Origin of the sequence: Pimelobacter sp. 30-1, from assembly GCF_018831735.1 — a bacterium.
In the GTDB taxonomy this organism is placed as follows: Bacteria; Actinomycetota; Actinomycetes; order Propionibacteriales; family Nocardioidaceae; genus Nocardioides.
Window position 1 is genome coordinate 642,091 of record NZ_NHTS01000005.1, and the last position, 11,771, is coordinate 653,861.

The window sequence follows — 11,771 nt, forward strand, 5'->3', positions numbered from 1 at the left end:
TCGTGCCTCACCTCCTACTTTGAATTTAATATGCAGACGAATGGACGGCAACGTGACGCGGGTCACCCGACGGCCAGCCCGAGCGCGCGCTCGTACGCCGTCTGCAGCGGGCGGTGACCGTCCTCGACCTCGGCGACGACGCGGCCGCGGACGAGCACGTAGCCGCGGTCGACGACATCGCGCAGGCCGACCAGGTCGGGGGCGGCCACGAGGACCGCGAGACCGTCGTCGGCGAGCGTGCGCACGGTGGTGGCGAGCTGCTGGACGATGAGCGGCGCGAGGCCGGTGACGAGCTCGTCGAGCAGCAGTGCCCGGGGGCTGCCCATGAGGGCGCGGGCCACGGCGAGCATCTGCTGCTCGCCGCCGCTGAGCACCCCGGCCAGGCTGCCGCGGCGCTCGCCGAGGATCGGGAAGCGCTCCTCGGCGGCGGCGACCGAGCGGGCCGGGAGGCGCAGCTGGTCGGCGCCGATGAGCAGGTTCTCGCGCACGGTGAGCCGGGAGAAGAGCTGGCGGCCCTGGGGGACCAGCGCCAACCCGCCCCGGGTACGCCGCCCGGGGGACCAGCCGTCGACCCGCTCGCCGTCGAGCCGCACCTGCCCGGTCGAGCGGACCGTGCCGCAGGCGGCGAGCACGGCGCTGCTCTTGCCGGCCCCGTTGGGCCCGACGAGCGCGGTGACCCGGCCGGCGGGGACGGAGAGGGCGATGTCGTCGACGGCGAGGGCGCCGCCGTACCGGACGGAGAGGCCGGCGATCTCGAGCGCGGTCACGACGCGACCTCCTCGGGGGCGGTGCCGAAGTAGACGCGCTGCATCTCCGGGCTGGCCAGGCAGGCGGCGGGGCTGCCCTCGAAGGCGACCCGGCCGCGCTCCATGAGCATCACCCGGTCGGCGAGCGTGGTCACCAGGTCGACGTTGTGGTCGACCAGGATCACGCCGTGCCCGGCGCCGCGGAGCACCTCGATCACCCGGGTGATGCCGGCGACGCCGTGGGCGTCCGCGCCGGCGAAGGGCTCGTCGAGGAGCAGCACGCAGGGCTCGGCGCCGAGCGCCCGGCCGACCTCGACGAGGCGCTGCTCGCCGAGGGTGAGGTCGCGAGCGTGCCGGTCCAGGCCGGCCAGGCCGACCTCGGCGCCGAGGCGCTCGGCCAGCGCCCGGTCGGCGGGGGCGTGCGGGCGCAGGATGCCGCGGACCAGTCCGGCCAGGAGCCGGCCGAGGCCGCGGTGCCGGGCGGCGTAGGCGCCGAGCAGCAGGTTGTCGGCGACGCTGAGGTCGAGCGCGAGCTGGGGGTGCTGGAAGGTGCGGGCCAGGCCCTGGGCGGCGCGGTGGGCGGCGCCGCCGCGCAGCGGGCTCCCGGTCAGGAGGAGCTCGCCGGTATCGGCGTCCTGGGCGCCGGTGACCAGGTCGACCAGGGTGGTCTTGCCGGCTCCGTTGGGCCCGATCAGGCCGAGCACCTCGCCGGCGTGGAGCGTGAACGACACGTCGCTCACGGCGTGCACGCCGCCGTAGCTCTTGCGCAGGCCGCTGCCGGAGAGCAGCAGGTCGGCGGTGGTCATGTGCGGACACCTCGCTTGGTGAGGGTGGTGAGGAGGGAGGTCCCGCCGCGGCTCGCGGTGCCGGCGAAGCCGAGCACGCCGCGCGGGAAGAGGACGAGGATGACGAGCACGCTCAGCGAGACCAGGAGGGTCCCGCTGGAGGCCAGCGAGTCGACGTTGAGCGTGAGGTGGACGACGATCGCCGCGCCGAGCACCGCGCCCCACGGGCTGCCGATGCCGCCGATGAGCGGCATGAAGACGGCCAGGAAGATCACGTTGACGCTGAAGGTCTCGGGGTTGACCGCGCCGACGTACGTCGTGAAGAGCGCGCCGCCCAGCGAGGCGATCGCCGCGCCGGCGCCGAGCGCCACGAGGTTGAGCAGCGAGACCGAGACGCCGGCGGTGTCGACCGCGATCGGCACCTCCCGCGAGGCCCGGATGACCACTCCCCACGGGCTGCGGCGCAGCCGGTCGAGGGCGAGCGCGAGCACCGCGGTCAGCGCGACCGCGAGGAGCACGGTCTGCTGCGGGGTGGGCTCCCAGCCGCCGAAGGTCAGCAGGGGGAGGCCGATGATGCCGCTGGGCCCGCCGGTGATGCCGAGGTTGCCGAGCAGCTGGATGAAGGCCTCCGCGAAGAGCAGCGTCACCGCGCCCAGGTAGAAGCCGGACAGCCGCATCGTCGCCGCACCGAGGACGACGGCGATGATCGCGGCGACCGGGGGTGCCACGAGCATGCCGAGCCACAGCGGCCAGCCGGCGTGCGACGTACCGATGGCGACGGCGTAGGCGCCGGTGGCGGCGTAGGCGCTGTAGGACAGCGAGAGCGAGCCGGCCAGCACGAACGGCACGTACATGCCGAGCGCGACGAGCGCGTAGGTCAGCATCGTGACGAGCAGGCTGCTGCGGTAGAGGTCGTCGCCGGCCCACACCACCAGGAGCACGAGGCCGAGCACGCCGGCGGCGTTCTGCACCCGGGCGCTCACACGCGCACCCGCGGGGCGAAGACACCTTCGGGGCGGAAGGCGAAGAAGAGCATGGCGACGACGACGAGGCCGTAGGCGAGCACGTCACCTCCGAAGTAGAAGGGGATGAAGACGTTGGCCAGGGCGAGCAGCGCACCGCCGAGCAGCGGCGCCCAGACGGTGCCGGTGCCGCCGATGACCAGCGCCAGGAAGCCGGTGATCGTCCAGTGCAGGGCGTTGTCGGGGCTGACGCCGCTGCGCCCGGCGAACGTGATCCCGGCGAGAGCCGCGATCAGGCCCGCGGCCGCGAACGACAGCAGCCGGGCGGTGTTGATCGGCAGCCCGAGCACCCGGGCGGCATCGGTGTCGTTGCCGATCGCCCGGGTCAGCCGGCCGAGCCGGGTGCGCTGGAGCGCGAGGTAGGACAGCGTGAAGAGCGCGGCCGTGATCACCACGATCGGTACGACGGTCGAGCCGACCCGCGCCGAGCCGACGCTGAACGGCGCGGTCGACCAGAACGGCTGGCCCGGCCGCGCCTCGTGGCCCAGGAAGAGCCCGGCGAGCTGGATGATCGCGAACAGGCTGGCGCCGACCGCGACGAGGGCGGACAGCTCGCCCTCGCCGCGGGCCTGTACCGGGCGGACCACCGCCAGCTCCATGACCACCGCGATCGCGATCGCGCCGAGCACCCCGACCACGCCGGCCAGGGGCCGGCTCAGGCCGTGCTCGGTGACCAGCCAGCTGCCGGTGAAGGCGGCGGCCATGGCGATCGCGCCGATGCCGAAGTTGAAGAACCCGGCACCGGTCAGGTTGAAGTAGAACGCCAGGCCGAGAAGGGCGAAGAAGCACCCGTTCTCGACCACGGCGATCCACAGCTGCGGGTTGGTCATGCCGCGCAGTCCGGCTCGTAGCCCGACCAGGGGCCGGAGACCGTGTTGTCCTTGTCCCACTCGACGAGGACCAGGCCGCAGATGCCGTCGGCGCCGAGGTGCTTGTCCGGTCCGAACGACAGCGTGAAGCCCGGGTAGCCCGAGCTCGCCTCGAACGCGCTGACCTTCTGGATGGCGTCGTTGAGCTTCTCGCCGTCGGTGGTGCCGGACTCCTCGATCGCGTGCTTGAGGATCTGCACGGCGTCGTAGGACTGGGTCCAGAAGTTGTTGACCTGGAAGTCCGCGCCCTCGGTCTCGGCGAAGAACTTCGCGACCTCGACGGTCTTGGTGTTGGTGTCGGTGGTGCCGGCCAGGCCGACCAGTCCCTCCAGGGCACCGGGCTGGGCCTGCTTCCAGGCCGAGGGCAGCGAGCTCAGCAGCAGCTCGGTGAACCGCGGGACGCCGGGCAGCTGCTGGTGCAGCGTGTTCTGGGCGAGGACGTCGAAGTTGGCGTTCTGGGTCGCGACCAGGACGGCGTCCGGGCCGGCGTTCTTGATCTTGGCGACCTCGGCACTGAGGTCGGTGGCGTCGATCGCGCCGTTGACGACGTCGAGGTCGACGCAGTCGAGGCTGTCGATGAGGCCCTTGTTGAACTGCACCTGCGAGGGCGAGCTGTCCTGGAGGAAGGCGACCTTCTTCGCGCCGAGCGAGTCGAACGCGGCGCAGTAGACCGTCGCCCAGTCCGAGGTCGGCGTACCGAGCTGGTAGAGGTAGGTGTTGCCCGGCGGCTCGGTGACCTGCGGGTTGGCCGCGACCGGCATGAACACCGGGATCTTGGTCCGCTCGATGAGCGACTTGGCCTGGAGCACCCCGGCGCTGCTGGTGAGCATGAGCAGCGCGTCGGCACCCTGGCTGACGAGCTTCTGGATGACCGTGGGGGTCTTGGTCGGGTCGCTCTCGTCGTTGCCCTGCACGACCTTGACCTTCTTGCCGTCGATCCCGCCGTCGGCGTTGACCTGGTCGATGGTCTCCTTCGTCGCCGTGCACGCGGGGGTCGCGTAGCCGGCGCCCGGTCCGGTGGTGTCGCAGACCAGCCCGATCACCACCGTGTCGCCGTTGTCGTCGTCGCCCGAGGAGCCGCATCCGGTGAGCGCCGTGCCGACGGTGAGCGTCAGCAGTCCGGCGATCGTCGCCCTGAATCGGGTCACTGTGCCTCCATGAATTTCAGATCTTGAACAATGTATTCAAAATGCAGTGGGCGTGATTAGATCACCGTGACCTGGGTTACACAAGCCCCCGGACGGTGCCCGGGAGGAAGGAGCGATCCCTTGCAGGCAGTCGTCGTGAAGCCCGGCTTCGTCGTGGACGTCGCCGAGGTGCCCGAGCCCCCGTGCGGCCCCGAGGACGTCGTCATCGCCGTGCGCCGGGTGCAGCTGAGCGTCACCGAGTGCATGCTCATGGCCGGTGCGGACGTCGCGCTCAGCGACCAGCTCGCCCGGCGCCTGGCGGACGGGCCGCTGCAGTTCGGCGGGCACGAGTTCGCCGGCGAGGTCCTCGCCCTCGGTACGGCGGTCGACCCCGCCGTGAGTGGGCTGCGGGTCGGGCAGCGGGTGACCGCGGTCGAGACGCTGCCGTGCCGGACCTGCGCGGCCTGCCGCCGCGGCTGGGCGAGCGCCTGCGTCGCGCCGGCCATCATCGGGTTCACCCGGCCGGGCGCGCTGGCCGAGCGGGTCGTCGTCCCGGCCTCGGCGGTGGTGCCGGTGCCCGAGGGGGTCTCGCTCTCGGCGGCCGCCGCGATCCAGCCGCTGGCGGGCGCGGTGCACGCGCACGCCGCGCTCGGCGTACGGCCGGGGGAGTCGGTGCTCGTCCTCGGCGGCGGCGTGATGGGACTCCTCGGGGTCGCGGTCGCCCGGCACGGCAACGCCGGCCTGGTCGCGCTCTCGACGCGCAGCCCGCGCAAGCTCGAGCTCGGCCGCCGCTTCGGCGCCGACGCGCTCATCGACGCGGGGACCGACGTGCTGGCCACCGCGCTCGAGCTCACCGACGGGATCGGCTTCGACGTCGTCGTGGAGACGGCGGGTGGCAGTGCCGACCTCGGCCTCGCCGGGCTGAGCACGATCGAGCTCGCCGCCCAGGCCGTCCGCCGCGGCGGCCGGATCGCCATGGTCTCGGTGCTCGACGCGCACGCGCCCCTGCCCACCGGCCTGCTGCGCAGCAAGTCGGTCACGCTGGTGCACCCCCGCTCGGGCGCGGGAGACTACGCCAGCGCGGCGAGCGTCTTCGAGCACTCCTTCGGACTCGTCCAGCGGAACCTGGTCAACCCCGACGCCCTGCTGACGCATACCGTCCAGGGACTGGGGGCGATCCACGAGGCGATGGACATCACCCAGCACAAGAGCCGGTACGGCGCGATCAACCCCGCACAGATGGAGCTGTCGTGAGTCTCGACCTCGGAACCACCGTCGCCGGCCTCGGCCGGGTCCGTCCCGACGCCCTCGCCGCCACCCTCGGCGCGCAGCAGGTGCGCTTCGGTGAGCTCGACCAGGCCGGCAACCGCACCGCCCGCGCCTTCGCGGCGCTCGGCATCGGCGCCGGCGACACCGTCGCCTGGTGGGGATCGCCGTCGCTGCGCGCGCTCGACGGCTTCCTCGGCGCCGGGCGCCTCGGCGCGATCTTCGCGCCGCTCAACCCCGCGCTGCCGGCGGCCGAGCTGGCCGGCGTCCTCGACTACGTCGCGCCCCGGCTGCTCGTCACCGACCTCGACCACCTCGACGAGGCCGAGCACCTGGCCCGTCAGCGCGAGCTGCCGCTCGCCGTCTTCGACGCCGACGGTCTGGTCCCGGGCGCGGACCTGGACGCGCTGTGCGCCCGGCTCTCCGGAGACCCCCTCGGTACGGCGATCGACGACCGCGCGCCGCACATCCTCTACCTGACCAGCGGCAGCACCGGCCGGCCCAAGGGCGCGCTCGTCAGCCACCGGGCGAGCTGGCTGCGCTCGGCCGCGGGCGGCGGCACCTTCGGCCAGGCGATGCGCGGGCGCAACGGCCTGGTCACGGCGTTCCCGCTGTTCCACTACGGCGGCTGGCACTACGTGATGGAGGCCTGGCAGAACGGCCGGGCGATCCACCTCGTGCACCGCGCCGACCCCGCCGAGCTGCTGAGCGCCGTGGAGCGGTGGCGGGCGTCGGCGTTCTACGCGATCCCGGCCGTGTGGGAGCGGGTGCTCGACGCGACGGACGTCGCCGCCGACCTCAGCTCGCTGCACCACGCCGACACCGGCACCTCGCGGATCTCCGAGACGCTGCTGGAGCGGATCAAGACCCGCGTGCCGCAGGCGACGACGACCGTCCTCTACGGGACGACGGAGGCCGGCTCGATGGCGCGCCTGCACGACGCGCACGCCCACCTCGGCACCCGCTCGGGCAGCGTCGGGCTCGCGACACCGCCGTCCCTGCTGTGGATCGGCGACGAGGACGAGATCTGCGTGGCCTCGCCGACGCTGATGAACGGCTACCTCGACCGGCCCGAGGAGACCGCCGCCGCGCTGCGCGACGGCGCCTACCGCTCGGGCGACGTCGGGCACCTCGACGAGGACGGCTACCTGTACATCACCGGCCGGGTCAGCGAGCTGATCCGCAGCGGCGGCGAGACCGTGTGGCCGACCGAGGTCGAGGCCGCGCTGCGGGGCCTGCCGGGGGCCGAGGACTTCGCGGTCGTCGGTGTGCCGGACGAGCGGTGGGGCGAGATCGTCTGCCTGGCGGTGCGCTCGTCGGCCGCCGTACCGGTGCCCGACGTGGACGCCGTCCGGCAGCTCCTCGACGGACGCCTGGCCCGGCACAAGCACCCGCGGATGGTCGTCGGCGTGGACGCGATCCCGCGGACGCTGGCCACCGGCCAGGTGCAGCGCCGGGTGCTCGCGGCCCAGATCGGCGACGCCCGATGAGGGCCGCGCTGGTCACCGCGCCGAGCCGGCTCGACGTGGTCGAGGTACCCGATCCGGTACCGGGTCCGGGCGAGGTGCTCATCCGGACCGAGGTCGCCGCGATCTGCGGCTCCGACCTGCACCTGGCCGCCGAGGGCGGCAACGGCATCCCCGGCAACCCGGGCCACGAGGCCGTCGGCGTCGTGGTCGAGAGCCGGGCGCCCTCGCTCGCCGTGGGCACCCGGGTGCTCTGCACGCCGCCGGCCGCGGTCTCGGCGTGCTTCGCCGACCTGCAGGTGCTGCCGCCGTCGGCGGTGGTCCCGCTGCCCGCGGACCTGCCGGCCGAGCGGCTCGTGCTGGCCCAGCAGCTCGGCACGGCGATCTTCGCGATGAAGCGCTTCTGGCCCGCGGTGCGGCTGCCGGCGACCGCCGAGCCGCGCGCGGCCGCCGTGGTCGGGACCGGGCCCGCAGGACTGGCGTTCGTGCAGCTGCTGCGGCGCGCGGGGTTCGCGCAGATCATCGTGAGCGACCTGTCCGCGGTCCGCCTGGCCACCGCGACGTCGTACGGCGCGACGGCGGTGGTGCACGCGCCCGGCGAGGACATCGTCGCGGTGGTCGACGAGCTCACCGGGGGCGCCGGCGTCGAGCTCGCGATCGAGGCCGCCGGCACCGACGCGACCCGGCACCAGGTGATGCGGATGGTCCGCGACGAGGGCCGGATCGGGCTGTTCGGGCTCTACGCCGACGACGAGCTCGAGAGCTGGCCCATGAAGACGGTGTTCCGCAAGCGCGCCACCATCGACATGACCTGGAACGCCCAGCTCGAGGACGGGCTCACGTCGTTCGCCGATGCCGTCGACATCGTCGCCGAGGCCGGCACGGAGGCGCCGACGATGATCACGCACACCTTCGGGATCGAGGACGTGGCCGAGGCGTTCGCCCTCGCCGGCGACCCGTCGCGGGGCGCCGGCAAGGTGGCGATCGCGTTCTAGCGCACCCGGAGCCGGCGCAGCAGCCGGAGCTGGGCGTTGCCGAGGCCGACGAACCGCTCCAGAGTCATCCCCGCGGGCGGTCCGAGCGGGACGAGGCGCTGGGTGGCGACGGTCTGGGACTCGGTGTACTTGCGCATCCCCTCGGCGCCGTGCCGGCGGCCGAGGCCGCTGTCGCCCATGCCGCCCATGCCGGCCTCGATCGAGCCGGCCGCCGCGGCGGCGCCGTCGTTGATGTTGACCGAGCCCGCGCGGATCCGCTGGGCCAGCGCCGCGGCCGTGCCGGTGTCGCGCGACCAGATGCTGGCCGAGAGGCCGTAGCGGCCCTCGTTGGCGCGGGTGATCGCCTCGTGGTCGGTACCGGCCTTGTAGAGCGAGATCACCGGGCCGAAGGTCTCCTCCAGGCAGACCGGCATGTCCGGGGTGACGCCCTCCAGGACGGTCGGCTCGTAGACGAGCGGGCCGAGGTCGGGGCGCGAGCGGCCGCCGGTGAGGACGGTGGCGCCGGCCTCGACGGCGGAGGCGACGTGGGACGAGACCGCCTCCAGCTGGGCGGGGGACGCGAGCGAGCCGACGTCCACGGAGTAGTCGAAGGTCTGCCCCAGTCGCAGGCCCTCGGTGGCGGCGACGAGCGCGGCGCGGAACTCGTCGTACACGTCCTCGTGGACGATGACGCGCTCGATGTGGATGCACATCTGTCCGGTGTTGGCGAAGGCCGCCGCGACGCAGCCCGCCGCGGCCTTGGCCACGTCGGCGTCGGCGAGGACGACGAGCGGGTTCTTGCCGCCGAGCTCGAGCGAGGCGGCGATGAGCATCTCGCCGGCCCGGCGCCCGACGTGGCGGCCGGTCGCGGTGGATCCGGTGAAGCAGATGTGGTCCACGCCGGTGCCCGGGGCGTCCGGTGAGCCGATGAGCGCGTCGCCGACGACCGAGCCGGGACCGACCACGACGTGCCAGATGTCGCGGGGGAGACCGGCCTCGGCGAGGAGCGTGCGGGTCCAGAGCAGGGTGAGCGGGGTCTGCGAGTCGGCCTTGCTGACCACGCCGTTGCCGGCGAGCAGGGCGGGCAGGACGTCGCCGACGGCGAGGTAGAGCGGGTAGTTCCAGGGCGAGATCATGCCGATCACGCCCTTGGGGACGCGCACCTCGCGCACCTTGGTCAGCCCCGGCATCGCGCCGCGCACCTTGTGGTCGCCGAGGTAGTGGCGTCCGTGCCGGGCGTAGTGGCGGGCGATCGTGGCGACCTGGAGGATCTCCTGCCAGGCGCTGAACCGGGCCTTGCCCATCTCCCACTGGATCAGGTCGATCACCTCGTCCTGGCGCTCGACCAGCAGGTCGTGGAAGCGCAGCACGATCCCGGCGCGCGTGCTCCACGGCAGCAGGGACCAGGCGTGCTGGGCCTTGCGGGCGCTCGCGATCGCGTCGGCGACGTCGCCCGCGCCGCTCACCGGTACGGCGGCCGTCGGCGTCCCGTCGTACGGCGCGGTGGCGGTGCTCGTCGCGGTGCTCGCGGCGTCGCGGAACACCCAGCGGTGCCACCCGGAGAGCCGCTCGTCGGTCACCCAGCCGGGCCGGACCGCCGGGGGAGCGGTGACGGTCGTGGTCATGCGTAGAGCCTTTCCAGGACGTCGGCGTACTTGGCGTGGACGACGCGGCGCTTGAGCTTGAGCGTCGGGGTGAGCTCCTCGGACTCGGCGGTCCACTCGACCGGCAGCAGCTCCCAGGCCTTGACCTGCTCGGGGCGCGAGAGCCGCTCGTTGGCGGCGTCGACGGCCTGCTGGGCCACCGCCTGGATGGCGGGGTGCTCGGCGAGCTCGGCCAGCGACGTACCGGCGGGGATGCCGAGCTGGGCGCCGACCAGCGGCGCGATCTCGGCGTCGAGCGTGAGCACCGCGACGACATAGGGGCGGCCCTCGCCGAAGACCAGCGCGTGGCCCACGACCGGGCTCTCCTTGAGGTAGTTCTCGATGTTCGAGGGCGCGATGTTCTTGCCGGAGGAGGTCACGATGATCTCCTTCTTGCGGTCGACGACCTTGAGGAAGCCGTCGGCGTCGAGCTCGCCGATGTCACCGGTGTGCACCCAGCCGTCGGCGTCGATGAGCGCGGCGGTGGCGTCGTCCTGCTGGTAGTAGCCCTTCGAGGCGACCGGGCCGCGGGCGAGGATCTCGTTGTCCTCGCCGAGCGTGATCTCGATGCCGGGCAGCGCACGGCCGACGGTGCCGAGGCGGAAGTCGTCGGGGCCGCAGGCGGTCACGGCGGCGCAGGTCTCGGTCATGCCGTAGACGTCGTAGATGCGCAGGCCGAGCCCGGCGAAGAAGCGCGCGACCTCCAGTGGCATCGGGGCGGCCGCGGACGCGGCCCACTCGCAGCGGTCGAGACCGAGCAGCGCGCGCAGGAAGGCGAGCAGGCCGGCATCGGCCGCCTGGAAGCGGGCCTCCAGCTCGGGGGAGACGGTGTGGCCGGTCTGCTGGGCCTCGACGTACTCCAGGCCGATCGCGAGCGCGGCCTCGACCTGTGCCTTCTTGTCCGGGTCGGTCTCGGCGGCGAGCTTGGCGGAGATGCCGGTCTTGATCTTCTCCCAGACGCGCGGGACGCCGAAGAAGCGCGTCGGGTGCACCTCGCCGAGCGCGCCGAGGAGCAGCGCGGGATCGGCGATGAGGTGGATGTGCGCGCCGTTGACCTGGGGGATGTACATGCCCAGCGTGCGCTCGGCGATGTGCGCGAACGGAAGGTACGAGATGAAGTCGTTGTGCTGCGTGGGCGCGGCCGTGCGCAGCGAGCACGCGCACTCGTAGAGCACCGCGTGGTGGGTGAGCACGACGCCCTTGGGATTGCCGGTCGTGCCCGACGTGTAGAGGATCGTCAGCGCGTCGTCGGGCGCGATCGCGGCGATCCGCGCGTCCAGGTCGGCGGCGTGGTCCGCGCGCCAGGCCGCACCCTCGGCGACGAAGTCGTCCCAGCGCACGAAGCGGTCGTCGCCGGCGGGTGCCTCGGCGTCGACGAGGACGACGCGGCGGACCGACGTGCTCTCGGACAGCGCGCGCTCCCAGCGGGCCAGGTGGTCGGCGCTCTCCAGGACGACGACCGCCGGCTCGGCGTGCCCGGCGACGAACGAGACCTGCTCGGGGGAGAGCGTGTTGTAGACCGACATCGAGACCGCGCCGGCGTGCACCGCGCCCAGGTCGGCGACGACGTGCTCGATCCGGTTGCTCGCCATGAGCGCCACCCGGTCGCCGGCCGCGACGCCCGAGGCGGCCAGCGCGCCGGCCACGTCGAGCGCGCGCTCGCGCAGCTCGGTCCAGCCGATGGTGCGCCAGCCGGCCCCATATCCGGCGGACATGTCGATGCCGACCTTGTCGGAGTACGCCGGGCGGTCGCCCTCGGCGTCGGCGGTGCGGGCCAGGGCGATCGGCAGGGTGAGGCCGGCGATCTCCTGCTCGATCTCGGCGCGGATCGTCAGGGTGTCGGTGCTCATCGGGTTCCTCTCGGTGTGCGGGT

The 11,771-nt window shown here is 73.3% G+C and carries 10 protein-coding genes; 3 read left to right on the forward strand and 7 right to left on the reverse strand.

What is annotated here, in order from left to right:
* Positions 1 to 62: 62 nt before the first annotated feature.
* From CCO04_RS14580 to CCO04_RS14600, 5 genes are read right to left on the reverse strand one after another with little or no spacing between them, the layout of a single operon-like run.
* Entirely contained in the window at positions 63 to 767 is a 705-nt protein-coding gene (locus tag CCO04_RS14580) for an ABC transporter ATP-binding protein (RefSeq protein WP_215814842.1), read from the reverse strand.
* Positions 764 to 1,552, reverse strand: coding sequence for an ABC transporter ATP-binding protein (locus CCO04_RS14585; RefSeq protein WP_215814843.1), 789 nt, complete (start codon positions 1,550 to 1,552; stop codon positions 764 to 766). The genes CCO04_RS14580 and CCO04_RS14585 overlap by 4 nt, the downstream gene beginning before the upstream one ends.
* Positions 1,549 to 2,514, reverse strand: a complete 966-nt coding sequence (locus CCO04_RS14590; protein ID WP_215814844.1) for a branched-chain amino acid ABC transporter permease — start codon at positions 2,512 to 2,514, stop codon at positions 1,549 to 1,551. Before CCO04_RS14590 ends, CCO04_RS14585 begins: the two co-directional genes overlap by 4 nt.
* Positions 2,511 to 3,383, reverse strand: coding sequence for a branched-chain amino acid ABC transporter permease (locus CCO04_RS14595; RefSeq protein ID WP_215814845.1), 873 nt, complete (start codon positions 3,381 to 3,383; stop codon positions 2,511 to 2,513). The genes CCO04_RS14590 and CCO04_RS14595 overlap by 4 nt, the downstream gene beginning before the upstream one ends.
* Entirely contained in the window at positions 3,380 to 4,570 is a 1,191-nt protein-coding gene (locus tag CCO04_RS14600; protein WP_215814846.1) for an ABC transporter substrate-binding protein, read from the reverse strand. The genes CCO04_RS14595 and CCO04_RS14600 overlap by 4 nt, the downstream gene beginning before the upstream one ends.
* A gap of 120 nt (positions 4,571 to 4,690) precedes the next feature.
* Here CCO04_RS14600 and CCO04_RS14605 point away from each other — a divergent pair, with 120 nt between their 5' ends.
* Genes CCO04_RS14605 through CCO04_RS14615 form a run of 3 tightly spaced genes read left to right on the forward strand, consistent with a single transcriptional unit; the run spans position 4,691 to position 8,276 of the window.
* Complete coding sequence (locus CCO04_RS14605; protein WP_215814847.1) at positions 4,691 to 5,803, forward strand: zinc-binding dehydrogenase; 1,113 nt, start codon at positions 4,691 to 4,693, stop codon at positions 5,801 to 5,803.
* Positions 5,800 to 7,305: a class I adenylate-forming enzyme family protein gene (locus CCO04_RS14610; protein WP_215814848.1), complete on the forward strand. Its 1,506-nt coding sequence runs from the start codon at positions 5,800 to 5,802 to the stop codon at positions 7,303 to 7,305. Before CCO04_RS14605 ends, CCO04_RS14610 begins: the two co-directional genes overlap by 4 nt.
* Complete coding sequence (locus CCO04_RS14615) at positions 7,302 to 8,276, forward strand: zinc-binding dehydrogenase (protein ID WP_215814849.1); 975 nt, start codon at positions 7,302 to 7,304, stop codon at positions 8,274 to 8,276. The genes CCO04_RS14610 and CCO04_RS14615 overlap by 4 nt, the downstream gene beginning before the upstream one ends.
* Here the strand turns inward: CCO04_RS14615 and CCO04_RS14620 are convergent.
* Positions 8,273 to 9,880 carry a succinic semialdehyde dehydrogenase gene (locus tag CCO04_RS14620; RefSeq protein ID WP_215814850.1) on the reverse strand — a complete coding sequence of 536 codons (1,608 nt, stop codon included), beginning with the start codon at positions 9,878 to 9,880 and terminating at the stop codon, positions 8,273 to 8,275. The two genes, CCO04_RS14615 and CCO04_RS14620, sit on opposite strands and share 4 nt — an antisense overlap.
* On the reverse strand, positions 9,877 to 11,748 hold the full coding sequence (locus CCO04_RS14625; RefSeq protein ID WP_215814851.1) for a long-chain fatty acid--CoA ligase: 1,872 nt from the start codon (positions 11,746 to 11,748) through the stop codon (positions 9,877 to 9,879). The genes CCO04_RS14620 and CCO04_RS14625 overlap by 4 nt, the downstream gene beginning before the upstream one ends.
* Between the last annotated feature and the right edge of the window lie 23 nt (positions 11,749 to 11,771).